This is a genomic window from Thiomonas sp. X19, assembly GCF_900089495.1.
Taxonomy (GTDB): domain Bacteria; phylum Pseudomonadota; class Gammaproteobacteria; order Burkholderiales; family Burkholderiaceae_C; genus Thiomonas_A.
Genome location: NZ_LT605203.1, coordinates 2619274 through 2643680 on the forward strand (window position 1 = coordinate 2619274; position 24407 = coordinate 2643680).

General features: G+C 60.7%; 27 protein-coding genes and 3 pseudogenes. 19 read left to right on the forward strand and 11 right to left on the reverse strand.

Annotated elements, in window-relative coordinates:
- Positions 1-87: 87 nt before the first annotated feature.
- The 5 genes from THIX_RS12540 to THIX_RS12555 all read left to right on the forward strand — a co-directional run bounded on the left by THIX_RS12540 (position 88) and on the right by THIX_RS12555 (position 3566).
- Positions 88-1005, forward strand: a complete 918-nt coding sequence (locus THIX_RS12540) for a YncE family protein (protein WP_158540846.1) — start codon at positions 88-90, stop codon at positions 1003-1005.
- A 42-nt stretch (positions 1006-1047) separates the two neighbouring features.
- Positions 1048-1503, forward strand: coding sequence for a DUF302 domain-containing protein (locus THIX_RS12545; RefSeq protein WP_158540845.1), 456 nt, complete (start codon positions 1048-1050; stop codon positions 1501-1503).
- 108 nt (positions 1504-1611) lie between these two features.
- Positions 1612-1752, forward strand: coding sequence for a hypothetical protein (locus THIX_RS23430; protein ID WP_158540844.1), 141 nt, complete (start codon positions 1612-1614; stop codon positions 1750-1752).
- Between the two features lie 239 nt (positions 1753-1991).
- The gene (locus THIX_RS12550; RefSeq protein ID WP_233224477.1) at positions 1992-2444 is read left to right on the forward strand and encodes a DsrE family protein; all 453 of its coding nucleotides are present in this window, start codon (positions 1992-1994) and stop codon (positions 2442-2444) included.
- 99 nt (positions 2445-2543) lie between these two features.
- Positions 2544-3566: an IS5 family transposase gene (locus tag THIX_RS12555; protein WP_112485998.1), complete on the forward strand. Its 1023-nt coding sequence runs from the start codon at positions 2544-2546 to the stop codon at positions 3564-3566.
- Between the two features lie 140 nt (positions 3567-3706).
- Here the strand turns inward: THIX_RS12555 and THIX_RS12560 are convergent, their stop codons facing one another.
- The 3 genes from THIX_RS12560 to THIX_RS12570 all read right to left on the reverse strand — a co-directional run bounded on the left by THIX_RS12560 (position 3707) and on the right by THIX_RS12570 (position 7017).
- On the reverse strand, positions 3707-4948 hold the full coding sequence (locus THIX_RS12560; protein ID WP_112485997.1) for a cation:proton antiporter: 1242 nt from the start codon (positions 4946-4948) through the stop codon (positions 3707-3709).
- A 253-nt stretch (positions 4949-5201) separates the two neighbouring features.
- Positions 5202-5756 (reverse strand): acyl-homoserine-lactone synthase, encoded by a 555-nt coding sequence (locus tag THIX_RS12565; RefSeq protein ID WP_112485996.1) that lies wholly within the window; start codon positions 5754-5756, stop codon positions 5202-5204.
- A gap of 91 nt (positions 5757-5847) precedes the next feature.
- A complete protein-coding gene (locus THIX_RS12570) occupies positions 5848-7017 on the reverse strand; it encodes an IS4 family transposase (protein WP_112486482.1) in 1170 nt (389 codons plus the stop codon).
- 165 nt (positions 7018-7182) lie between these two features.
- Between THIX_RS12570 and THIX_RS12575 the strand changes: the two genes are divergently transcribed.
- The 3 genes from THIX_RS12575 to THIX_RS12585 all read left to right on the forward strand — a co-directional run bounded on the left by THIX_RS12575 (position 7183) and on the right by THIX_RS12585 (position 9155).
- Entirely contained in the window at positions 7183-7452 is a 270-nt protein-coding gene (locus THIX_RS12575; protein WP_112486483.1) for a hypothetical protein, read from the forward strand.
- Positions 7453-7526: 74 nt separating this feature from the next.
- Positions 7527-8084, forward strand: coding sequence for a lipid IV(A) palmitoyltransferase PagP (gene pagP, locus THIX_RS12580; RefSeq protein ID WP_112486484.1), 558 nt, complete (start codon positions 7527-7529; stop codon positions 8082-8084).
- 195 nt (positions 8085-8279) lie between these two features.
- Positions 8280-9155: a lysophospholipid acyltransferase family protein gene (locus THIX_RS12585; RefSeq protein ID WP_112486485.1), complete on the forward strand. Its 876-nt coding sequence runs from the start codon at positions 8280-8282 to the stop codon at positions 9153-9155.
- Between the two features lie 96 nt (positions 9156-9251).
- On the opposite strand, the gene THIX_RS12590 is transcribed toward THIX_RS12585, so the two are convergent.
- The 6 genes from THIX_RS12590 to THIX_RS12615 form a co-directional block, all read right to left on the reverse strand.
- Positions 9252-9701 (reverse strand): cytochrome c, encoded by a 450-nt coding sequence (locus THIX_RS12590; RefSeq protein ID WP_112486486.1) that lies wholly within the window; start codon positions 9699-9701, stop codon positions 9252-9254.
- Positions 9702-9780: 79 nt separating this feature from the next.
- Positions 9781-10455 carry a cytochrome b/b6 domain-containing protein gene (locus THIX_RS12595; RefSeq protein WP_112486487.1) on the reverse strand — a complete coding sequence of 225 codons (675 nt, stop codon included), beginning with the start codon at positions 10453-10455 and terminating at the stop codon, positions 9781-9783.
- 196 nt (positions 10456-10651) lie between these two features.
- A complete protein-coding gene (locus tag THIX_RS12600) occupies positions 10652-13039 on the reverse strand; it encodes a TonB-dependent receptor (protein WP_112486488.1) in 2388 nt (795 codons plus the stop codon).
- Between the two features lie 75 nt (positions 13040-13114).
- A complete protein-coding gene (locus THIX_RS12605) occupies positions 13115-13870 on the reverse strand; it encodes an energy transducer TonB (RefSeq protein ID WP_112486489.1) in 756 nt (251 codons plus the stop codon).
- On the reverse strand, positions 13867-14274 hold the full coding sequence (locus THIX_RS12610; protein WP_112485045.1) for a biopolymer transporter ExbD: 408 nt from the start codon (positions 14272-14274) through the stop codon (positions 13867-13869). Before THIX_RS12610 ends, THIX_RS12605 begins: the two co-directional genes overlap by 4 nt.
- A 150-nt stretch (positions 14275-14424) precedes the next feature.
- Positions 14425-15156 carry a MotA/TolQ/ExbB proton channel family protein gene (locus tag THIX_RS12615; RefSeq protein WP_112485048.1) on the reverse strand — a complete coding sequence of 244 codons (732 nt, stop codon included), beginning with the start codon at positions 15154-15156 and terminating at the stop codon, positions 14425-14427.
- 247 nt (positions 15157-15403) lie between these two features.
- Here THIX_RS12615 and THIX_RS12620 point away from each other — a divergent pair.
- Positions 15404-15994 (forward strand): annotated as a pseudogene (locus tag THIX_RS12620) (IS1182-like element ISThsp16 family transposase); the annotation flags it as partial.
- Positions 15995-16143: 149 nt separating this feature from the next.
- Here the strand turns inward: THIX_RS12620 and THIX_RS12625 are convergent.
- Together THIX_RS12625 and THIX_RS24265 are read right to left on the reverse strand one after the other, a co-directional pair.
- A complete protein-coding gene (locus THIX_RS12625; protein WP_112486490.1) occupies positions 16144-16683 on the reverse strand; it encodes a MotA/TolQ/ExbB proton channel family protein in 540 nt (179 codons plus the stop codon).
- 365 nt (positions 16684-17048) lie between these two features.
- Positions 17049-17129 carry a hypothetical protein gene (locus THIX_RS24265; RefSeq protein WP_371413002.1) on the reverse strand — a complete coding sequence of 27 codons (81 nt, stop codon included), beginning with the start codon at positions 17127-17129 and terminating at the stop codon, positions 17049-17051.
- A 271-nt stretch (positions 17130-17400) separates the two neighbouring features.
- Here THIX_RS24265 and THIX_RS12635 point away from each other — a divergent pair, with 271 nt between their 5' ends.
- The 10 genes and pseudogenes from THIX_RS12635 to THIX_RS12685 all read left to right on the forward strand — a co-directional run bounded on the left by THIX_RS12635 (position 17401) and on the right by THIX_RS12685 (position 24397).
- Positions 17401-18600 (forward strand): IS4 family transposase, encoded by a 1200-nt coding sequence (locus THIX_RS12635; protein WP_112486491.1) that lies wholly within the window; start codon positions 17401-17403, stop codon positions 18598-18600.
- A gap of 446 nt (positions 18601-19046) precedes the next feature.
- The gene (locus tag THIX_RS23040) at positions 19047-19400 is read left to right on the forward strand and encodes a hypothetical protein (RefSeq protein ID WP_146748542.1); all 354 of its coding nucleotides are present in this window, start codon (positions 19047-19049) and stop codon (positions 19398-19400) included.
- Positions 19401-20009: 609 nt separating this feature from the next.
- Entirely contained in the window at positions 20010-20315 is a 306-nt protein-coding gene (locus THIX_RS12650) for a hypothetical protein (protein ID WP_146748543.1), read from the forward strand.
- 93 nt (positions 20316-20408) lie between these two features.
- Positions 20409-20609 carry a hypothetical protein gene (locus THIX_RS12655; RefSeq protein ID WP_146748544.1) on the forward strand — a complete coding sequence of 67 codons (201 nt, stop codon included), beginning with the start codon at positions 20409-20411 and terminating at the stop codon, positions 20607-20609.
- A 69-nt stretch (positions 20610-20678) separates the two neighbouring features.
- Positions 20679-20944: pseudogene (locus THIX_RS12660) on the forward strand (type II toxin-antitoxin system ParD family antitoxin).
- 255 nt (positions 20945-21199) lie between these two features.
- Positions 21200-22233, forward strand: a pseudogene (locus THIX_RS12665) (IS110 family transposase).
- A gap of 373 nt (positions 22234-22606) precedes the next feature.
- Positions 22607-22756, forward strand: a complete 150-nt coding sequence (locus THIX_RS12670; protein ID WP_199195402.1) for a hypothetical protein — start codon at positions 22607-22609, stop codon at positions 22754-22756.
- A gap of 63 nt (positions 22757-22819) precedes the next feature.
- The gene (locus THIX_RS12675) at positions 22820-23263 is read left to right on the forward strand and encodes a helix-turn-helix domain-containing protein (protein WP_112486154.1); all 444 of its coding nucleotides are present in this window, start codon (positions 22820-22822) and stop codon (positions 23261-23263) included.
- Complete coding sequence (locus THIX_RS24270; RefSeq protein ID WP_112486155.1) at positions 23263-23934, forward strand: IS630 family transposase; 672 nt, start codon at positions 23263-23265, stop codon at positions 23932-23934. Before THIX_RS12675 ends, THIX_RS24270 begins: the two co-directional genes overlap by 1 nt.
- Positions 23885-24397 (forward strand): lyase family protein, encoded by a 513-nt coding sequence (locus THIX_RS12685; protein ID WP_199195291.1) that lies wholly within the window; start codon positions 23885-23887, stop codon positions 24395-24397. The genes THIX_RS24270 and THIX_RS12685 overlap by 50 nt, the downstream gene beginning before the upstream one ends.
- The last annotated feature ends 10 nt before the right edge of the window (positions 24398-24407 follow it).

The following is a 24407-nucleotide window of genomic DNA, read 5'->3' on the forward strand; positions in this document are numbered from 1 at the left end:
ATGGCTGTGGCGGCTCCCGCCGCTCCTGCATATGCCTCCCCGGCGGGCACATCCGCGCTCTTGGTCGGAGCCTTCCCGGCCCCACCCATGGGGGGCGGCCCGGGCAAGATGGCAGTGGTGCGCTGGCCCGGCAATGCTGCGCATGTGGTGGCCTTTGGCCAGGCCGGCACCCCCAAGGGGAATAGCTTTTTTGTCGGTGTGAATGCGCAGGACCACCAAGTCTTCATCCCGAGTCTTGCCGGGACCACCAATGTGATCGACCTCCGTACAGACAAACCAGTCCGGCAATTCAAGAGCATCCCGGGTGGGCGCGTGGCAGTCGTCTCGCCCGACCACCGTCTGGTGTTCGTGCTCTCCGGCAAGGCTTTGGCGGCGTACTCAACCCGCGATGATGCGTTGCGCTACGAGATATCGGTTGGTGGCAATGCGCTGGCGTTCAACGCGGACGCCAGCCACTTGTATGTGGGTGGCAATATGGATACGGCCATCGCCGATATCGATCCCTCCACCGGTCACATCCTGCGGCGGATCCCCATCGGCCATTCCGGCGATCTGGTCTGGGCGCGCGGGCTGTTGTTCTCTGCGGACATCCAGAGCGGTGTGATGAGCGCATTCAATCCCGTGACCAACGCGATCTTCAGCATGCCCACGGCTGAGGTCGATCCCCATTTTGCGTACGCCAAAATCCCCGCCGCCACGGCTGGGTTCATGCAACTGGCGGTCAGTCCCGACCAGAACAGCGTGTACGCGGCTGGGTTCTCCGGGCATATTCTTCGGTTCTCCACCACCGGGCCGCGCTATCTGGGTGAGGTCAAGGTCGCTGTCGGCAAGGCAGGTCCCGACAAGCTCAGCGGCCTCGCGGTGCTGCCCCATGGCGCCGAGGCCATCACGACCATCGAGAACCGCCACGAGTCCGTGGTGGTCGATCTGCGCAACGGCCAGGTGCTCCAACGCCTGCCAGGCATCGCCAGCAATCGCTGGGTGCTGGCGCACGAATCCGAGTGATTTGTGATGGATGACTGGAACCCGATCAACAAGGAGATTGAGATGTCCAAATTCCTGCTGGCCTTTGCTGCCGCATTTGTTCTGGTCCAGAGCGCCTGGGCACAAGCCCCGCGAGTGATTGAGGTGCGCAGCACGCATACGGTTGCGCAGACGCTGCAGCACTTGGAACACGCGGTCCAGCAACGCCATTTGCACATCGTGGCGGTGGTGGATCACAGCGGCTTGGCGCACAAGGCGGGGCTGGAACTTCGGCCCACCAAGCTGGTGATCTTCGGCAATCCGGCCTTGGGCACGAAGTTGATGCAGATGAACCAACAGGCAGGACTTGGGCTGCCTTTGAAAATGCTGGTCTGGGAAGACGCCGAGCATCGGGTCTGGTTGGGCTATACCGACCCTGCGGTGTTCGCCCAGCGCTACGCCATCAGTCCCTCGGCCCAGCCCATTCTGACCATGACCAAGGTCCTGCATGCGATCGCTGCTCAAGCCGCTGGGGGCTAGGCATTGAGACGAAGTCATCGCATTGCCGATGACTGGATCCGAACGCACCACGGCTGATGTACGCAAAACTGTTGCAACCTTCTCGCGCAGGCTTTGAGAGGGCGATCCATGATGCCCGGCTTCATCTCGGATCTCATTGATATTGATGTTGATATAAGCGCTAACTTATATTTAATCTGCGCGATGTTTTCTGGTGAATCAATCCGCAACGATGCGGATGATTGGTGCGGATTGACGTTGAATCCATGAAAATTATGGATGTCACCAAACATAATAATGCGTTAGCTTTATTGCGGATAAGGCGCACAATTCCCCAGACCTAACCGCCAGGGAATGGCACAGCCGGCCGCGACGACTTGCAGTAGGCGGTCGATTTTTGCAGCCCCCGGTCGATAGGAATGCATGAATTTTCCACGCAACCCGAGGATGCAAAGATGCATAAGCGAGATTGGAGGCGCCTGGCGCGTCACACCCTGTTGGCCGCAGGGATGGCCATGGGCGGCATGGCGCTGGCGCAAGCCGCCAATCCGTCCATGCTGAGAGATTTCAGATTCGACCACCCCACCTTCGTGCACAAGCTGCCGTTTGCGCAGTACAACCTGGTCCTGCAGATCAGCGAGGCCAACCCCGCGTTGTGGAGCCTCACGCTGAACAATGCGCAGAACGTCCTCGATTATTTTGGGCACGATAAAGCACGTGTTGTGATCGTGGCGTATGGGCCGGGTCTGAAAGTGCTTTTGAAGAACAGCCCCTTGGCAGCCCGCATCGCATCCGAAGACGCCGAAGGCATCGAATTCGACGCCTGCCACGTCACCATGGAGGCGATGGCCAAGACGCTTGGGCACCTGCCTGAACTGGTGCCGCAAGCCGTGGTCGTGCCGGGGGGTGTGGTACGCATCATGCAATTAGAGAAAGATGGCTTTGCTTATCTCAAACCTTGAATGGATCAAGGTGTTAACGATGGATTGCGGGGTCTAAGGAAGCACTGATTTATTCGCCCGACCGTGACGGGGTGGTCGAGCCGAGCTTGAACTGGGACAATGGTGAGGGGTGGCCAACCACGAGGAACGGCAGTGCAGACGAGCTTTTCTGAGTACGAGTACGCGAGCAAGGCGCGTGTGACCAGGCGGGACCGGTTGCTCGGCGAGATCGAGGTGATGACGCCGTGGGGCGAGTTGGTTGCCGCGATCGAGCGGCACTATCCCAAGGGCGGCGGACGGGGCCGTCCGCCGATCGGTCTGGAGCGCATGCTGCGCATGTACATCGTGCAGAACTGCCTGGGGTTGTCGGACGAGGGGATCGAGGATGCGGTCTACGACAGCCAGGCGATTCGCCGGTTCGTGGGCATCGACCTGGGGCGCGAAACGGCACCGGATGCCACGACGCTGTTGAAGTTCCGGCGCCTGCTGGAAGACAAGCAGTTGACGGATGTGATCTTCACGACGATCAACGCGCACCTGGCGGCGAAGGGCCTGTTCCTGCGGCGCGGGACCGTGGTGGATGCGACGATCATTGCCGCGCCCCCGTCGACGAAGAACGAGGCGAGAGCGCGCGATCCCGAGATGCACCAGACGAAGAAGGGCAACGCGTGGAAGTTCGGCATGAAGGCGCACATCGGCGTCGATGCCGAATCGGGTTTGGTGCATACGGTCATCGGCACGGCGGCCCACGTGGCCGACGTGACCCAGGCTCAGGCGCTGCTGCACGGCGACGAGGAGGATGCCTTCGGCGACGCTGGCTACGCGGGCGTGGACAAGCGCGAGGAGAGCGTCGGTGTCCCGGTCAACTGGCATGTCGCCATGCGCCCCGGCAAGCGGCGGGCGCTGCCCCAGCACGGCTGGGGCGAGAAGCTGGAGTGGGTCGAGCAGATCAAGGCCAGCCTGCGGGCCAAGGTCGAGCATCCCTTCCACGTTGTGAAGAACCTCTTCCGGCATCGCAAGACCCGCTACCGCGGCCTGGCCAAGAACGCCGCGCAACTGCTCACGCTGTTCGGCATGGCCAATTTGATGCTCGCGCGCCGCCATATTTTGAACCTCGGCGCCCGAGGTGCGTCCGGCATTTGAAAAGTGGAGGGAAAAACGCCCCCAGGCGTCTGTTTGGGCCTGATTTCTGAGCCATTTCGACCGCATCTGCATCATTTTGAAGCAGCGCTCCGCCGCTGGTCCAGAACCCGTCACCGCAACGTCATTTGTTCAGCGCTTCCCTAAGGAGGAATAAGGTTAGATGCCTGACACGCCATGGATTTGCGACGAGTGTAGAAGCGTACGAGTGGGGCTGCCATCGCGGTAGTAATCAGCGCAAATATCACCAGCATCGAGTAGACTCGAAGCGGCAAAATGTTCAACTGCAGGCCAACGGACAACACGATTAATTCCATTAGCCCTCGCGCGTTCATCAACGATCCGATAATTGCTGCGTCATTCGCAGACTGGCGAGCCAAGCGTGCCCCAAAGTATGAGCCGGAAAATTTGCCAATAAAACCTACGCAGAGGAACATGCTGAGCCAGAACCACGAGCTGTAGCCATCGATTGCAGAAATGGATGTATGCAGGCCTGTATAGGAAAAAAACACCGGCATTAGAACAATGCGGATGAAACCACCAAACCACTGATCCCACAGTTCACGCAATTTTTGAATTTCGCGCAACAGCATACCTGGCAATAATGCGCCGAAGGCACTATGGAAGCCGAGGTTAGACGTGACCCAGGCCGACGCGAAGACAAAGCAAACTACGATGGTCATCACCGCTCGTAAGCTATTGCGACGGATTTCTTGCAGAATGATCGGGCTGATCACGTAGCGTGTCGCTACGATGCAGCAGGCGAGATAGGCCGTGAGTTCGAAAACACTGCGCACGCTGTTGGCAACACTAGCCTCGGCAGTAGAGAGCGATGCAACAAGCGCGAGCAGCAGCCAGCCGGCTACGTCGGTGATTATGGCGGCAGATAGCGCGGCAGATGCAGCCGGGTACCGGCCTAGATCGAGATCTACGACCATCCGTGCCATGACGGGCACAGCAGACACAGACAGTGCGGTGCCGCAGAACAGGGTGTACGGCAGAGCTGGAACGCCTGGCGCGAGCATGTCCTTCGACGACAGTGCGACAACCACTCCACCAACGAAAGGTGCCACGAAGCCTAGACTTGCAACAATTCCAGGCAGATAAAGGCTGGAGATCGACCCTGGGGCGCGCCTGTAGCTGTGTAATCCGATCTCGAACATCAGCAGCACCAGTCCAACTTCGCCAAGTTGCGACATGCTAGGCGAAGCGATCGGCGCAAACATTGCACCATAAAATGATGGCGTAAGTGCGCCAAATACCGATGGGCCGAGCAAGATTCCAGCAATGATTTCGCCAACCACGCGGCACTGGCCGAGATGTTCTGCAATCCATCCGCATGTATGACAAGCTAGGATTATAATTGAAAGCTGGAGTAACCACATGGCGGTATACTTCAGACAGTGGCTCGACTGTCAAAATCCACGGCTGCAAAATGCTGCAGTTCCAAGATATCTGAGGAAGCTAGCGGCGGAGTGCGATTCACTGGCTGAGTGAACATCGCCTTTGAGGCCCCATTGTCAGCGGACCGAAATTTCGCCTGCAACGCTGCAGATCTGGCTCGATGCTCGGATAATAAGGCGATTATTTCCATGGCGATCTAAATTAAGGCGGAAGATCTCGTGAAAACACGCGGATTCAGGTACATGAAACCCAGCACGCAAAAATCGGATGCCTATCAATAATCATGGGAGGCCCCGCGCGGTGCGCCTGGAAGCCAGCCCTCCGCAGCAACCTTTCCACCCCAATATTGGTCACCATAATCAGCCGCTTGGCCCCTTGCTCCGCAGCGCAAACAATAGACGCGCGCATCAATGCGATGGCCGCTTCTGAGGACATCTTTCCCAGCGCTGACGTGGTCTGACTGTTGAAATCCGTGGCCGCGAAGCGCGATAACTCCCAGACATCCGGGGATGCAGGTGGGGCGAGGCCGTTCAATAGTTGTGGGAAAACCTCGCCCAGGAGGTAGGGGCGCGTGGTGGGCAGTAGCCGGGCGCAGCCGCAGACATGCCCCTGATCATCCCGGCCAACAACATAGACGGTGTCCGGGCGATCGAACTGGTCGGCTTCAATGCCATCTTTGGAAGGGACGTTCCATTCCAGCTTCTCGACGAAAACCCGATGTCGGTAGCGCCCGACGCTGGTGTGCAAGCCCTGCTGGAGCTGCGCTGGGGATCCTGTCACGATCTGCATACCACCTCCAATTGGCATAGATACTTGGAGATGTATTCAACCTGCGTCAACACGGACGCGTAACTGTCAGCTCTGACANAGTAGTGTCCGGTTAAATCTCGAACAGATTCAATTGGTTAGCGATCGAGACCAGTTCGGGTTGGGTGCGATCGGGCTGCAAGGCGCATGAAAGCTGGGTTTTCTCGAAAACCGAGACCGACAGAATCTGTAGACATGTGTAGAGCGAGGCATCGAGGTGAAGCTCCTGTTTGATGATGGCAATCAGCACGTAGGTGGCGATGGCACACCAGATTTGCGTTTTCACCGCGTTCTCGCTGGTGCCCAGAAAACGCTTGATCCGCAGATGCTGCTTGATCCATTTGAAGAAGAGTTCGACCTGCCAGCGGCTCTTGTAGAGTGCGGCGATCGTCAAGGCTGGCAGGCTCGTGTTGTTCGTCAGGAAGATCAGCGTCCTGCCCGATTCGGGGTCTTTGAAACGAATGCGGCGCAGATGCTCGGGATAGTCCCGGCTGGCGTAAAAGCCGTTGAAGCGGATGCTCTGATCGCAGATCACCCCCGTGCTGCGGTCGGTGGCAGCCGAGTACACCCGCCGCGCGTCCATGCCCTTCTTGGCTCGCGTGATGAAGAAGGCGCCGGCCTGATGCAGTGCATACAGCCGCGCGAAATCCACGTAGCCCCGGTCCATCACGTAGAACGCTCCAGCCTCCACGGGCAGGACGTCGAGCACGTTGACATCGTGCAGTTTGCCGTCGCTGATGTGAATGAAGGCGGGAATCGCCCCACGCAAGTCCAAGAGCGTGTGCAGCTTGATGGCGGCCTTGGTGGAGCGAAATGGTGCCCAGTCGAACAAGCTCAGGCACAGATCGATGGTGGTGGAGTCCAGCGCGTAGACCGTGGCGTCGAGCCCCAGGTCCGAAGGCTCCTGCGCATACAGCGCCCGTGCCCGGGCGATCAACCGCTGCGCCAGCGCGTGATAGATGCGCCAATCGCGCTGAGTCAACGCATCGGCCAGCGTGGAGCGCGCAGGCACAGCTTTGATCCCCATGTGGAACAGCTTGGTCTGGTTGGCCGCCAGACACGCCTCGATGTCGCGCAGCGATTCGCGCCAGGTGAGTTGCGCGAACGCCAGGACGCGAAACACATCGGCGCACCCCAGCGTACGCACACCGGCATCGCCCTGGTGCCGCTCGATGATGCGACCAAACGTCTTCCATGGCACAAACTCCATCACCTGCGCAAACAGCGTCTTGCCGATGTTCATGCATCACCTCGGGTCGTGCAAACCCGTCAGCATCGCAAATCGGCAAACCGAAATTCAAATCGTGGACACCCATGAATCGCTCAAAACCCGCGTCAACATTGGCTCGGCGGCTCGCTGACAGCCAATAAACCGGACACTACTGAGCACATTGCAACCTTGACATGGATGGAGACATTTGGTGAACTTGAATATGTCAGGCGTGTCCTCGCACAAGCCCGCATCGGCCAAATGGCTGCGGCCGAAGCCGTGCAAAGAGTGGTTGAGGCGGTTGAGTCGGCCTGGTACGTCTTGGGACGACTGAAAGTCATCCGAGCATGGCAAGCACTTGCCTTTCTCGAGCGAGGTGAGTTGCCCGATACGCAGCGCTGCATTGCGGCGGTACGGGAACTGTCCACCCTGATCGACGGCGATGTTGACTATGCACAGTTTCGCTAACACGCCTCCGTGGGGCAGGAATGAGCGCAAAGATCGATACAAGGGCTGAAACGCTGGGGGCTTGTGGTGCTCGGATGCGCCAAGTCTTCCTCGTTTCTCTGCTCGGCAGCCTGATTCTGCTGCCACCCACAAGCCAGGCGGGTGTGATGCGTTGGGCCGATCGTGCCACGCAAAACCTCACCAACATCTACGACAACGGCACGCCCGATCTGTTCGTCACCGGCTACACCTGGCACGACCCGGCCACCTACACCGCAGCCAAGCGCGCTCAGCTCAACAGCCACGCCTGGGGCCTGGGTTGGGGCAAGCACATCATCGATGCGAACGGCAATGACGAGATGGTTTACGCCATGATGTTCTCCGACTCGCACCGCAACGCAGAACCCGTGGTCGGTTACGCGAAGCAGTGGTTGTGGGACCCCGTCGGCGCCTTGCATTTCGGGGCCGGCTACACCGCAGGCATCACCTCGCGTGCCGATATTTTCAAGAACATTCCTTTCCCCATAGCCTTGCCGCTGGTCTCGGTGGGTTACGGCCGCTTTACCCTCTATGGGACTTTCCTGCCGAAAGTGACCAGCACTTTGAACAACGGCAATGTGGCGTTCTTTTTCGCGCGCTACGCCTTTCGCTGAGGCCCTCGTTGGCTGTTTGCCAATGTCGCGATGGCCATCTCACCTTACTCCGATGCTCATCGAGCCACGCGCCAGCAGCAGATGCGTGGATCCACCCCCGGTCAGTGCAGTGCGGCAGGTTGTATTTGCCTCGCGCTGCAGGTATACCGCCGGCCTCCTGCGCGTCATTGGCAGCCTCTACACACGATCCTTTCCATGCTCCGTCTTTTTCGTGTTCTATCTCACTGGCCTCTCGGACTGCTGCAAGCTGCAGGCGCACTTCTCGGGCTGATCGTGTATGCCGCATCCCCGACGTACCGCAAGCGGGTCCGCGCCAACCTCGCTCAGGCAGGTTACAAGCCAGGGCTTCTGGCCTTGCACGTAGCGCGCGAGACAGGACGTATGGTGGGTGAGATGCCTTTTGTGTGGTTTCGCGATGGGTCCACAGCCGCTGTGCACCGGGTGGAGGTGGTGGGGCGTCAATGGGTCGACAAGGCGGCGCGCGAGGGTCGTGGCGTGCTCTATCTCACACCGCATCTGGGTTGCTTCGAGGTCTCGGGCCAGGCTGTTGCCGAATGGTCACCGATTACGGCTTTGTTTCGCCCACCGCGCAAATCCTGGGTCGCCAGCGTGGTACAGGCCAGACCGCGCGGCCAGTTGCGCACAGTCCCCGCCACGTCCGCTGGCATGCGCCCTCTGCTGCGTGCGCTACGCCATGGCGAAGCCGTGGGTCTGCTTCCTGACCAAGCGCCGGCCGCCGGTGAAGGCGTCTGGGCACCATTCTTTGGGCGCCCAGCCTACACCATGACACTGCCAGCTCGGCTGGTGCAACTGACTGGGGCGCAGATCATCATGGCGTTCGCTGAGCGCCTGCCGAACGGTAAGGGCTACACCTTGCATTTCCAACCCCTCGATGAAGCCTTGCCTCAAGATCCAGCACTGGCGGCAGCCCGGATCAATCTGGCTGTGGAAGCGCTGATCCGCATGCGACCCGAGCAATATCTTTGGGGATACAACCGCTACAAGGTACCTCGCGGGTTGCCACCCCTCTTGCACACTGTGAAAGTGTGCCCCATTGATTCGACCCTGTGAAGTTTCAATATTTTCCTGGCACTTCACCTGAGACACGGATCAGCAGAAGTTCAAATTTCATGCGTCGCGGTTGCGCCGTATCAGCCGCGCTTCACCCTAATTGCGGAAGCTGTCGTGGCAACTCTTGCAAGTCTTGACGGTCTGGCCGAAGACGACGCGCATTGGGTTGAGTTGACCAGTCTGTGCGGCAGCGGTGAGTTTAGGTGTCAACTGCTCCAGATCCTGTGCATCGACCTGAAAGCGTTGGCGTTCGTGCCAGATTGACGACTTCGCATCAGTTCCACGAACGTCGGTTCCAGGGCCGAACGCCCGCCACGGCAGGTGCGACATGAATTCGATGATCTGTGCTTCGGAGAGCGCACGTTGTGCATTAAAGGGGATACGTCCCTCGAGCATGGCGCCGAGAATCGCCGTGTGATGCCCCATCACGTAGAACACCGACTTGCGGTAGTGAACTGCTTGGGCAGGCTTTGCAAACTCGGCATGGGCAGCGCCTGCGGAAGCCAGAAGGCTTGCGACAACAATGGATCGGAGAACATTTTTCATGATTTCGAATGGAGAAAAAGAAAACAAAAACGATGAGCCGCCATCCCAATCCTTGGGAGCGAGATATCGACTGCGTGCATTACGGCGCCCCAAGGCGTGAGACCCAAACCCCGAGCGCGGCACCCAGGCCGAGAATGCCAAGTGCAAGCAAGCGGTGTTTCCAGGTGTCGTTCGAGGCGCGAGGCGCGGGATGCGTGGCATCAACATCCTTGATGCCGTGGAGCATCGGCATCACGAGATTTTTATTTTTCTCGATGAGGTAATACAGGATTGCCGTGATGTGCAGGCCAATGAGCCCATAAAGGATCGGCAATCCGATCGATGTATGGTAATAAGTAAGGATTGTGCTCTGGTGGTCGCTGATGTAGCTGGCGAGCGGCCCCTCATTGAAAATTTCGTCATTCGCAAAAAGGCCGCTGACGACCTGCATGGTCAAGACAAGAAGGAGTGCCATCACGGACCAACTTCCCAGCGGGTTGTGTCCCAGTACCTCGCGCTCATCGCCGCCCTGTAAATGATGCACCACGCGACGAGGACCAGCGACGAAATTGACGAAGCGGGCATGGTGCCCACCGATGAAACCCCAGATCCATCGAAATACCAGCAAAGCCAGAATGCAGTATCCACTGAGGAAGTGAAAGCTCATCGCCATGCCGCCGATCAGACCGCTGATGATCGACACCACAACACTGATCACAAGCAGCCAGTGAAACATGCGCAACGGAAGATCCCAAACAATTATTTTTTTCTGCATGGTTGTCAATTCTTTCGAACGCCAGCCGGCGCCAAGGGTTTGATGGACAGCCTAACTTTTTGTCCTTTGCGCGATTTTCATGTCTTGTATAAGCCAATCAATCGCAGCATCTTGCGCGGACTTCTGGTTTGACGAGAGTGCCAGGATGCGCATGCGTCGTGACACCCCCCCAGTCTCCCTGTCAAGAATCAGTCATTTAAAAATCGGCGGACAACGATAAATAAATCGCGCGCGGTGCGCCCTGGTTGGCGATCACATAGCCGCCGTTCGGGGTTTGGAAATACCCGCCCGAACTGATGTAGGCGGTCGAGTTGTACTGCTTGTCAAACAGATTCAACACACTCAGGGAAAGTGTGGTCAACTTGGTTCCGACAAGGACGGAATGCAGCGCTGTCGTTTCCGCCTTGACGGTAAGATTCACAAGGTTGTAGGCTGGATTCTGTTGACGTGAAGGTCCGGCAACCTGGTTGTTGAACAGATAGAAGCTGCCGGTGTACTGATCCCAAAGTGTTGTATCCACAACGCCGGAAGGCATGTAATAACGGTACGTGATCCCGGCGTTGGCGGTGACGTCCGGTGAATTTGAGACCGGGTACCCGTTAAAACTAGTATTCGTGTTATAGCTATAATAGGAATCCCAGTTACTTCTGAAAAATCCTAGATTTGCAAACCCCTTCCAATGTTGATTGACATCAGCCCGTAATTGCAGATCGATGCCCTTGATTGTTGCGTTTCCTACGCCAAATTCGGTCGAATAAATCGTATTGGTGTTGGCCGGCGAGTAGTGAATCGTTTGATTCGAAAGCTTGGTTTGGAAGTAATCTAATGATGCGTAGACATTTTTCATCCCGAGCGTGTGACGCCGGTTCCAACGCATGCCAATGTCGAAGTTTTGGCTTTTCACAAGCTTTAGGGCCGCCAAGTCAACCGCTGGGCGATCGTAGTTGCCTTGTCGTGGATTATGCAGAGCGACGGCGTAACTGGCAAACAACGAGAGATCTGGATTCAACGCCCAGTTCGCGCCTATCGAAGGCTCGGTCTTGACAAAATTGGTGGAGCCGTCCAGAGCGGGATCCCCCATACTCGAATTTATCGCAGAGCCCTGTCCAGGGAAAAGCGAGTTGGCCTGCGCGACGGTTGTATTCGAAAAATCCGTTTGGAATCCGACCATCCGAATCCCGGGGACAATCACTAGCGATGGAATCGGTTTGATCTTGTCTTGGGCGTAGAGTGCCCAAAACGTGTTCGTCGTTGTATTCGCGCCCAAGCCCGTGATCGACGCTGCTGTAATTCCATTCCCCTGTAGACCGATGGATGCATTTGGCGTGTAGCCGATATAATCGTTTGTCGACCGCGAATTGATCAAATAGCCACCATAGCTCAGCGTATTCCAGCCGTTAATTCTCTGATCAAAGTTTAATTTGTCGCCATAGGTGTTCGAGTGCTCGATATAATACTCCCCGCCCGGACTGCCTGGCAGGTAATAGTTTTGGCGATAATGCTGGACGTTGCCGTTGCGGATCCAGAACATGTTGCTCAGGCTCAAATCTGGGGAAAGCTCAAGGTGCAAGCGCCCCCAACCCATATAGGTTTGCAGTTGGATGTCTTTTTGCCAAACTGAACGTGGGAGCGTCGAGTAGTAGCCGGAGGTTTGTTCGCTGTACAACGGCCCGCCTGCCCCCAGTCCGTTGACATCAATCTGGTTCGCTTGCGCATCGGCGGCACTGACCGGGATCATGTTCGGCCGCTGTTCGTCGTTTTGCTCGGCGTACGCACCGAAACTCAACGATCCGTTTTCCAGCGTTTTGCGCGTCTTCACGTAAGCCTGCAGCGTCTTCGACGGCATGCTGTCGCCCGTGGAGCGAATCGACTGGCTTCCCGCGCGCGCAACGCCCAACACCGTTGACCATCCATCGTGGCTACCGGTGTTATGGACCACCGAAACCACGTTGGTGCCAAAGCTGCCGAGCGAGAGGTTGACCTTCGTGCCGGCCTGCTGGGTCGGCTGCATTGGAACGAAATTGACCGTGCCGCCCAGGCTGTCGTACCAGCGCTCTCGCGGGTTGCCTGGACCCTGGATCACATTGACGCCCTCCAGCAACGCGCCGATCGGTACCTCCGGCGAATGCCAACCCGTCGACTGGATCAGGCTATTGAGCGGCACTCCGTCCAGTTCCATACTGATCGCATTCGTCGCCAGGTCCCCTGGAATGCTGTTGTTGCCAACCTTCATACCGCGCATGGAAAGCGTCGAGCGCGACGATGCACTCGACGCGTTGTAGCTGCTGATCTTGACGTTGGGCAGAATGCTCAAGGCTTGCATGCCGCTTGCATCCGGTCCGAGGAGGTCTTGTTCCTGCTTCGTGACGGTCTTCACCGGCTGCGTGGACTTCTGGAGTTGACGCTGCGTATAGACCTTACTCTCGAAAGACTTCTTCGCCTTAGCCGCGGTATTCGCTGCGGTTGCATCGGTCTGAACCGTTCCAAGGTCGCTCGCGGTCTGTGCTTCGGCATGGTAGGCACCGAGAAAGGCAACCGCGATCATCGCAGCCAGTGGTTTTAAGTAAAACGATTTAGATTTCATGGTGTGAGAGCGTTTGAGGTTATTCGGAATTTATATTTAAATGGTTGCGCGAAAAATAAACTATGAGAGACCCCGTTAATTAGAAAATTTGAACCTTACCCATATTTGAAAATGCATCACGGCATTGCCCAGCGCGCGAGGCGTGGGCGGGTATTGCGCATTTTTGACGGCGAGAATTGCGGCTTGATCGAGGCCGCTATTTCCACTGCTTCGAGAAATCGTGATGACGGTAGCGCGACCCCGCGTGAACGTGAAATCGACGAGGGTTTGCCCGGTAAGGCGCATCAGGCGCGCGGCTTGCGGATAGCGCACCGCCGCCTGGATGGCGCTGCGCAACGCGGCCTCGAAGCCGGCCTTGATCGAGGCGGCGTCGGGTGCCGGGGGTGCCGGCGGTTGCGGCGGAGCAGGCGGTGTGGGCGCCGCCACCGGCATGGCCGGCTTGGTGTCGGGCACCGGTGCGGGCGGGGCCTCCAGCTTCGGCGTCGCCACCGGCGGCGGTGGCGGCGGCTGCGCGGGTTTGGGGGCGACCTTGTGGAGGACCGGCCTGGGCCGCGGCTTGACGACGGGTTTGGGGGTGGGCTTCGGCAGCGGCTTGGGCACGGGCGGCCTGGGCGTTGGCGGAGCGACCGTTTGGGGCGCCGGCTTCGGGGCGTCGAGCACGATTTGCATCGGCGCAGGCGGTGGTGGCGCCGATGCATGGTCGGCCAGCCAGAGCAGAGCACCGACGATGACAACCTCCAGCAGCAGCGCAGCGCCCGCCGCCAGCGGCCAGCGCTGCCCGTCATGCGGCTCACGCCAATGCTGCGGGGCGTGCTGCAGCACGGCGCTCATGAGCCGCTGCCTCCGCCCTGCCGCGTCGCCAGGCCGATCTTCGTCACTCCCGCCTGGCGGCAGGCGTCCATCACCGCCATGAGCTGCTGCAGCGAGGTGTCCTTGTCTCCGGCCAGGGTCACCTGCAGTGCACCCGGCTGCGGCCGGCTCTTGAGCATGGCGGTGAGCTGCGCCGGGGTGAGTGCCCTCTGGTCGAAATGGATCACGCCCGCCTTGTCCACCGCCAGGGTGATCTGCGGCTTGGGCATGGCCTGGGCGGTGGCGCTGGTGGGCAGGCGCGAGGCGATGCCGGCGTCGGGAATCATGTGCAGCGTCACCATGATGAAGAACACCAGCAGGAAAAACATGATGTCGATCATCGGAATGATCTCGATGCGGGCTTTCTTGACTTCGAAATACTTCATGGCAACTCAAGGAAAAGTGCCGCAGCGCGAGGGCGCCGCGGCGGAAGCGGACGGAGAATGCGCGCTTGCTTGTAGAAAGGGTGTGATGGAAAGGGTGTGAGGAGCGAACTGGCGCGTTGATCCGAGGCCTGGAATGGCACCGTGCCGAGGTCAGGCAATTTTTTGTTGCAGCGCCTGGCCCAGGGCGCCGGCAGGCGCGACGCGGTTGGGGCTGACCGGGGTGACGACCGGATGCCGCGCGGGGCCGCGCACGCCGCCTTCGCGGTAGTGCGGCACCATGCGGTTGGCCAGCATCAGCTTGATGCGTTCGAGCTGGTGCATCAGCAGGCGCACGCGCTGGTTCAGCGCGTTGAACGCCACCAGGCCGAGCACGGCGATGAACAGCCCGGCGGCCGTGGCCACCAGCGCCTCGCCCACGCCGCCGGTGACGGCCTGCGAAGCCGCCCCCGGATTGGCCAGCGCCGAGAAGGTGTTGAACATGCCGATGATGGTGCCCAGCAGGCCCAGCAGCGGCGCCAGGGTGACGATGGTGTCGAGCACCCACAGCCCGTGGTCGATGCGCGGCGCCTGGTCCATCACGGCCTCTTCCAGGCGGCTGGAAAAGTGCTCGATGGCGTCGCTCATATCGTGATGCAGCGCCACGGCCACCACCTGCGCCGCCGGTGTATCGGCGTTCGCCTCGACCAGGCCTTTGAGTGATTTGGCGTCCACATGCGCGTGGCCCTTCAGTTCACGCACCCAGGTCTTGGCCGAGTCCAGCATGCGCGAGAGGGTCCAGAAACGCTCCACGGTCACCGCCAGAGCCACGAACAGCAAGACCAGCATGATGTAGAGAATGCCGCCCGAAGTCTGGGCGATGTGGGTGAGCGTGTCGAATGACATGGTTTGATTCCGGAAATGGGGTCGGGAAAATCAGCAACGGTAGCGAAAGTTCGTGACGATTCTTCGAACTTTCACCCCGTTTGGTTTTCCTGAGTGTGGATAGGAGTCCAGGATGAACCGCATCAATCAAAAGTCGGCCGACAGGCTGGCGAAGAATGTGCGGGGCGCTCCTGGGGTCGCCAAGACAAATTGCTGGTTCGGGTTGTTGCCCATGCCGACCCACTCTCCGTCAAAACTGACGAACNCCCGGAGCAGCGATCAGGTCAACCTCACGGATGAAGAGTCGCGCATCATGCCCGTGTCGGGTGGGGGCTTCGAGCAAAGCTACAACGCACAAGCCGGCGTGGACATCGCGACGATGATGGTGATCACCCAGCATGTGAGCCAGGCATCCAACGACAAGCGCGAAGTTGTGCCTACGCTGCAGCAGATCCAAGCGTTACCCGCGGTGCTGGGCGAGGTGCACACGCTCATCACGGACAACGGCTTCTTCAGCCAAGCCAACGTGATCGCGTGCAACGACGCGGGTATCGAGCCGCTGCTGGCGCTCAAGCGGGAGTCGCATCACACGCCGGTGATGGGGCGCTTTGCACCCGATGTGCCCGAGCCCCAGACGACGGATCCGCTCGTGCAGATGGCACACCGCCTGGGCACGCAAGCAGGCCGAGCCCTGTACGGCCTGCGCAAGCAGACAGTGGAGCCGGTGTTCGGCATCATCAAGCAAGTGATGGGTTGGCGCCAGATGAGCATGCGCGGGCTGGCCAAGGCACAAGGCGAATGGAGCTTGGTGACCATGGCTTGGAACATCAAGCGCATGCACGTCCTGCGAGCCGCGTGAGGGCAATAGTGCGCCCCGACCACGCCAAAACCGAGTCCCCAGGCCGCCCCATGTGCCCTCACAGTGTCTCGCCAACCATCGAGAGCGTTCGATCAGCGCGCCGCTGTCAAAAAAAACGCGTCGCACTGATCAATCGGATTCGCTCGGGTTCAAGTCCGACAGCCTCCTAGACCCAGCACCGCAATCAACAAGCCGGAAGCGGTAGCGATGAGAGCATCGCCAACTCCGCCGGTCACAGCCTGGGTTGCTGCACCAGGGTTGGATAGCGCCTGAAAGGTGTTGAACATGCCGATGATGGTGCCCAGCAGGCCCAGCAGCGGGGCCAGGGTGACGATGGTGTCGAGCACCCACAGTCCGCGGTCGATGCGCGGCGCCTGGTCCATCACGGCCTCTTCCAGGCGGCTGGAAAAATGGTCCAGCGAGTCTTGCATGTCGTGACGCAAGGCCACGGCAGCGACTTGCGCGGCTGGGGCGTCAGGCTCAAGCTCAATCTTGGCCTTCAGCAGCTTGGCGTCCACATGCGCGTGGCCCTTCAGCTCATGCACCCAAGACTTGCATTGCACCTGCATGCGGCCGAGAACCCACAAGCGCTCAAACGTTACCGCCAGCGCCACGAGCAGCAACACGGCCATGATGTAGAGAATGCCGCCCGAGGTTTGGGCAAGGCGGGTAAGAGTGTCAAGCGACATGGTCGGACTCCAGAACAGGACTGAGTAAAACCATGTACCGTAGGGATTGATTATGACAACTCGTTCAGCCTCAAAAAGTATTTTGTGGTTTTGTGTAACTTTTGTAGTTAACTAGAAATAGGATTAACCATTATGCAATTGCGGTTTCAAAGAGGATCGCAATATGTTTTCGGCTAGGAATGGGGGTTGGATTTTCTTGGGTATTAACCTGCATCTTGGAAAACACCATCAATGAAAAGCGGATCATGGGATTTTCTCGATATCACCCTATTACCCAAACTGCAGCTTGGTGCGATAGCACCAGGGCGCCTCCGTCAGCAGTCGGTGCGCATGCGTGTTGCCCGTCTTGGGGATTGACCCGCGGTTCACGCGCTCGCCACAGGAGCGTTCCGAGGGGCCAATTCGAGGTAGCTCATGAGCTTGCGCGGATGATCAAAGCGGGCCATGTCGCCGATCTCCGCCACCAGCCCGACGGTGCTGACCACGTCGCCCCCCGCAGGGCGCACAAGGCCTTGACCACGGACTGGAGTCGGCCTCCTCAACAGTTGCTGATGACTCGCTCACAGCGTGTAGCTCGGCACGCAATCGTGCAACCTACAAATCGGCAGGAGGTCGACCCCGCCCTGCCTGCGGCGATGATGTCTAAGACCAATACTGTTCAGATAGACGTTTCTCGTGCACAATCTGGCTCCATCGAGGCTTCGATGGACGGACACGATGGCGAGAACTCGCAAGGCGCTGGCGGCGCAGGTTGACGTGGCCCATCTGATCAGCGCGGGGGTGTTGGCCGGCGTGTGCCCGCGCGCCCTGATCGAGGAGGTGTTGGCGGACACCGGCAAGGCCAGCCAGCGCGAGCGCCGGCTGCCGGCGCCAGCGGTCGTGTACTACGTGATGGCGCTGGCGCTGTGGCGGGAGGCGCCCCTGGAGGAAGTGCTGCGCGTGGTGTGCGAAGGCCTGCAGTGGTTGGGCGGCGGCGAAGCGGGCGCGGTGCAGGCCAGCAAATCGGCGATCTCGCAGGCGCGCACCCGATTGGGCCCCGAGGTGATGCGTCGACTGGCCGAACGGGTGCTGCGGCCGCTGGCCGCGCAGGGAGCGCCGGGGGCCTGGTATCGGGGGTTTCGCGTCATGGCGCTGGATGGCAGTTGCCTGGACGTGGCGGATGAGGCGGCCAACGCCACGTTCTTTGGCTACCCCGGCGCCGCGCGTGGCGAGACCGCGTTCCCGCAGGCCCGGGTGCTGGGTCTGGTGGAATGCGGCACGCATGCGGTGGTGGCAGCCCGCCTGGCCCCCTACAGCCGCAGCGAACAGAGCCTGGCCGCCGAGCTGCTGCCCGCCCAGCTCACCGCGGACATGCTGGTGCTGGCTGACCGCAACTTCTACGGCTTCAAGCTCTGGCAGAGCGCCTGCGCCAGCGGCGCCAAGTTGGCGTGGCGGGTCAAGTCCAGCCTGGGGCTGCCGGTGCAGCAAGCGTTGCCCGATGGCTCCTATCTCAGCACGGTCTTTGACAGCGCGGACCGCGCGCGGTGCCCGGGGCAAACGGTGCGGGTGATCGACTACGCGCTGCAGGGCCTGGCCACGCCCGGGCAAGACCGCTACCGGCTGGTGACCAACCTCCTCGATCCGCAGGCGGCCCCGGCCTTGGAGTTGGCGGCGCTGGACCACGAGCGCTGGGAGATCGAGGGCGTCTTCGACGAGTTCAAGACGCATCTGCGTGGCCACAGCACGGTGCTGCGCAGCAAGACGCCGGAGTTGGTGCAGCAGGAGCTGTGGGGCTTGCTGCTGGCGCACTTCGCCGTGCGCCAGCTCATGGCGCAAGCCGCCTGGCCCCGAGGCCTCGACCCGGATCGCTTGAGCTTCACCCACGCCGTGCGCGTGATCAAGCGCAAGATGCCGCAAGCCGCAGCCGTTCCCCCCTGAGCGCCTGGCGGCGTGGCGCCATGCGCTGCTCGACGCGATCGCGCAGGGCCGCTGCGTCAGCAGTCGGGGGCGCTTCAACCCACGCGGTGTCAAGCGCAAGATGAGCAACTTCAACGTCCGCCATCGCGGTGAGTTGCTCCACCAGAGGCATCAGCCCGTGCCGGTGCTTCGTATCTGAACAGTATTGTGTCTAAGACTGTGTTTGTTCGCGACTTCTGGACCGTTCTGATGCGCTCTGCCGTTTTGGCTTACCCCTCAACCAGCGTGCGCCGGCCGCAGGTCGAGCGGACGCTGACGTCTATGCTCAAGAGACACGGCACAATGGCTTTCCTTCGTCCCTGAATCGTGCGTTCTCGGCCCTTTCTTTGTGTCTCGGACATGCTGCCCCCCAATCTGACCACCCTCCTGGCCAAGAGGCTGCAGCCCGTGGCCGAGAAGGAGATGGCATGAGTCCGGAGCGGCTGCAGTTGCTAGCGCAGCGGGTTTGCGCGTTTGTGCGGGCGGCTGCCACGCCGCCGACGATGGGACGGTTGCGGGACATGCTGGAGCAGGAGGGGATGGACGCCCAGGAGGATGCGCTCCTGGCCCTGTGTCATGCCCTGGAACTCCAGGGCCGACTGCAGCGTGTCGGGGCGGCGGCTCTGCGCTACCGTGTAGGGCCGAACATCACGCAACCCCTCGATGCTCAAACCCTCGAGGTTTTGCTGCGGCCCCCCGCCGGCGCAGCGCCAGCCAACCCAGCAACGGGCGCGCCGCGTGTGGTTTACAAACGCAGCGTCCGCAAACCCGCTCAGGGGTAGAACCCAGGCTTCCACCTGCCCGATCAACCCGCCATCACCGTCCAGGCTATCGAGGCCGTTCCCGCCCGCAGCAGCAACCGTTGTGCACATTGCGGCAAACCGCATGTGCTGATGGAACACCTGTGCATCGGACGGCAGGAGCGGGCTCTGGTCGTGGTCTGCGGGCCCTGTGCTTGATCTTTAGAGGCGGAGGTGTCGCTTGTCCTGGCCAATTCCACCAATGGATGTGCACAGGAGGAGCCGCAGGAGATCGACGAGGCACATCCCCTGCTGTTCGGTGCTGCCCATGTGCTCAAGAAGGTCGCAGCAGCGGCTGCAGGGCTTGCTGGATGGGCGCGCGTTGGCGCGTCCTGGCCAGCGTGCGTCGCTTGCAGGGGCTGGACTTGCTGGTGCCCGGAGCGCTGGCAGGGCGCAGGCTGACCTGGCGGCTGGAGCCGGGGTTTGGTGTGGGGCTGACGATCCGGCGGACTCAGCATCACCGCTGTGTGCTGCAGCGATGGGCACAAGCGGAGGTGGACCCGCCCAGCCCTTGCGCGATCCGCAGACGCGCGATCTACTTGATGGGATGAATGACATCGAACGGACGCTGGCGTGTTGGCGGCGTCGGCCATGACCCGTCGCGCAGCGTCGCTTGCGCCTCTGCGCTCGCAGGCGGAACTCACCGCGGTGCGCACGGCCCTGGTGGGCATCCTGGGGTGCCAGGATGACGATCTGTGCTTGTGCTACACCCCGGAAGGTCTGATCGAGCTGAAGCTGCAGCGCCTCGATGCCGCAACGCCGCGCGAGACCGTGCTGCGCATCGGCACGGCCGATGAACTGCAGGCCTGGGCGCAGGCCAGGATGCGGCTGCTGCGACGTGTGGGCCAGCGCACTGTGCGGCGCAGGGCTCCAGAGCCGGGCAAGCCCTCCCCTTGATCCGGGTCAAGGCCGGCGCCGCATCGCCCCCGTAAGCTGCCCGACAGCCTGGGCGCCAGCGGCAGGCCAGATTGCCGAGCTGTGCCAGCGTTTGTGCAGCCAGGCTGCCGGGCTGCCGGCGGCGGCCTGAGCCCGGCCGTATTCCACTCCGCGCTGCGGCCTGATCTCACCACCTTTTCGCCCACCTCCCTTCTGACCAGCCATGCCGGGGTGTCCACGGCTTTGCAGATCGTGGCCGTGGCCTGTGGACTGCTGGGGCCGTTGCTGCTGGCGCTGACGCGCCGACACACTTGACGCGGCGTTGGACACACGCCATCTGGGCGAGTAGGATTTAATCCTACTGTCATGATTGGAGTTCACACCATGCGAACGACGCAGCAATTTAGCATCACCCTGCCGAACGACATGGCCAACGCTGTGAAGGCCAAGGTCATCGCTGGGGAATACGCGACCGAGAGCGAGGTCATCCGCGATGGCTGCGTGCCTTGATGGCCCAGGATCGCGCGGTCGAGAAGTGGTTGCATGACCAGGTTGGCCCAGCCTACGATGCATTGAAGGCCGACCCTTCACGTGCCGTCACCGCTGTCCAGGTGCGCGCCCGCTTGGCGGCTGAGTTTGCCAAGGCGTGAAGACCTACCGCGTTGTGTTTTCGCCAGAAGCCGTGGAGATGTGATGGATGCCTCCCTCCCCACGGGGATCGAGGCAGGGGCACGGAGTTGACCGGATCAGCGTCGGGGATCGCCCGCTGCATCGGCGGGTGGGCCCCGAGTGGATACGGCATCGATGTGCCCAGAACGTGATAGACCACAGGTCTTCACCAACACCATCGGAGGCCCGAAATGAATCGTAGGACTGGAGTCGGCGCGGGGCAAATCATCGGCACGATGAATGGGCTGCGGGTCGTGGGCCTGGACATCGCCAAGCGGGTGTTTCAGTTGCATACGGTGGACATATGGCCACAGGAGAACTGAGCAACGTCCAGATCAAGCGCGGCAAGGTGCTGGAACACTTCGCCAACCATCGCCCGTGCCTGATCGGCATCGAAGCGTGCGGCGGCGCGCATCACTGGGCACGCGAGCTGCGCGTGCTTGGCCACGAGGTGCGCCTGCTGCACGCGCAGGCCGTGCGGCCGTTCGTCTCGGGCAACAAGACCGATGCCACCGATGCGCGGGCAATCTGGCTGGCCGTACAGCAGCCGGGCACGAAATTCGTGGGCATGAAGTCGCTGGCGCAGCAGGCCACGTTGACGCTGCACCGCCAGCGTGAGCTGCTGGTGAAGATGCGCACCATGCAGCTCAACGCGCTGCGCGGGTTGCTCTATGAGTTCGGCGCAGTCTTCGCCAAAGGCAAGAAGGCGTTGCTGGGCGAGGTCGAGTCGGCGTTGGATGCACTGAGGAACAAGCTGCCGCAGATGGTGGCCGACAGTCTGCGCGAGCAGGTGGCGCGCATCAAGGCGCTGAGCGAGGACATTGCCGCAATCGAGCAGCGGCTGAGCCTGCAACTGCGTGACGACCTGGACATGCGGCGCATTGCCGAGATCCCGGGCGTGGGCCTGCTGACAGCCACGGCAGCAATCGCCACAATGGGCCAGGCCAGCGCCTTCAGGTCAGCGCGCGAGTTCTGCGCTTGGTTGGGGCTGGTGCCGCGGCAGTGGGGCTCCGGCGGCAAGGTGCGTCTGCAGGGGATTTCCAAGCGCGGCGACAGCTACCTGCGAACGTTGCTGGTGCATGGAGCGAGAGCGGTGCTTACACGCGCCAAAGAACCGGGGCCCTGGCTTGAGGCTCTGCGTGCACGGCGGCCAGCTAACGTCGTTGTCGTGGCGCAGGCGGCCAAGACGGCGCGAACGATCTGGGCCGTTACGGCCAGGCAGCAGGAGGATCAGAGGGGCTACCAGGGCGTGAGACCGCAATCGGCCTGACCGACTGCTCGTCGATCAACCTGTCGAGAGGAAGAACTTGTTGTTGAAGGCGATGAGGCAGCAAGAAGCAATGTGATGCGAAACCGGTCGGACCGGGACAAGCCAAGCCTGACAAACTGCCAGGACTTCAACAGTCCGTCGTGGAGATGAGGCGCTTGTCCGCGAATTGCATCGGGGCCGGCGAGCCACACTGGGCAACCAGGTGACCCGCCGATCGAGGCCGGATATAAGGCAGCAGCCGACAGCTTCACATCGCAACGCCGATTGCGCTTGACCGCCGGGAGGCATCCATATAAGGAGTTTGGGTGGCCATAGGTGGGGCAGTTTGAAGTGGCCATCGGGGGCCCTTGCCGAATAAGCCGGAGAGACAAGCATGAGCGAGAGCAACACACAGCAGGGCGCGGCGCCGCCCATCGGTATTGCCGCCACGGGTATGCGCACCGAATCGGACTCGATGGGCCAGATCGATGTGCCAGCGAATCGGTACTGGGGCGCGCAAACACAGCGCAGCCTAGTGCTATGACACGCAAATAACGAAACATGAATACACTCTCGACATCGCGACTTGATGCTTGGAGGTGTTGTCATGCGACAGACGGAATTGCATTTGACCGACGAGGATCGATCGCTCGTAGACGCGATTCGCAGCAAAGGGCTGCATCAAGCGCGGGAGGTCAATCGAGCGCATGTTCTGTCCTCGCTGGACAGGGGCGTGCCAGAGGCCCAGATCCTGGCGGTGCTGGGAATGGGACGCACGGCTGTGTGGCGTACACGCGCAGCGTATCTACAAGGCGGCGTGGCGTTGGCGGTCTTCGACGTTGCACGCTCAGGGCGGCCACGCCAGTACGACACAGACGACGAAGCGCGGGTGACGGCGCTGGCTTGTTCGGCGCCTCCCGCGGGTCGGCAGCGCTGGACGATGGTGGAACTCGAGCGGGCCGCACGCCAGGAACCTGGCCTGGCCAACGTGAGCCGAGAAACCGTGCGGCGCATGCTCAAAAAAACGATCTCAAGCCCTGGCGCAAGCTGATGTGGTGCATTGGTGAGTTGACTGAGGAGTACCGCAGTCGCATGTACGCCTTGCTTGAGCTGTATGCGCGGCCGATGTCGCAGGCAGAGCCGGTCATCTGCATCGACGAGAAGAGCTTGCAACTCATCGGTCACAGGCATGCGCCGCTGCCCATGCAATCGCGCAGCCCCGAAAAGGTGGATTACGAGTACGTGCGCCACGGCACAACCAATCTGTTCGTGGCCGTCGAGCCCAAAGCCGGGAAACGGACCGTCTCGGTCACAGAGCGCCGAGGCAAGGCCGACTTCGTGGCCTTCGTCAGCAACTTGTTGACCCATACGTATGCCAAGGCTCGGCGCGTTCATCTGGTTCTGGACAACCTGAACATCCACTTCAGAAAGTGCTTCGACGACGTGTTGGGCAAACGCGCAGCAACCAAGCTCTTGCGCCGGGTGCAGTTCCACGACACGCCCAAGCACGCGAGCTGGCTGAACATGGCGGAGATCGAGATCGGTGTCCTCAGTCGTCAGTGTCTGGACCGACGCGTTGAAAGTCAACACCGTCTGCAGTGCGAGGTTGACGCGTGGCAGAAGGCTCGCAACGTCGCGCAGCAAACCATCGAGTGGAAGTTCACTCGTCAGGATGCGGATCGGAAGCTCAGTCGACATTACGTTCCGAAATTTTCGTGTTGATGTACTAGTGCACTTTTCCATCGGCGACGACCGCATGCCCAAGCGCGTCTACCACGCCTACGGCTATGTCAAGAAGGCCGCGGCGCTGATGAACCTGGCAGCGGGGCGACTCGAGGCACGCCGCGCCAATGCCATCGTTCAAGCCGCAGACGAGGCCATCGCCGGACTACTCGACACCGAGTTTCCGCTCTACGTCTGGCAGACGGGATCCGGCACGCAGTCGAACATGAACGTCAACGAGGTCTTGTCCAACCGCGCAACGCAGATTTTGGGCGGAAGCATCGGCTCCAAGGACCCGGTGCATCCCAATGACCACGTCAATATGGGGCAGTCGCCCAACGACACGTTCCCGACAGCCATGCACATTACCGGAGTCATGGCCATCGATGAAAACCTGATCCCTAAGCCGGCAGAGCCGGAACCAAACAGGGGAGTAGCCTCGCGCTCTGGCGAAGCACATTGAAGCGGAGGCC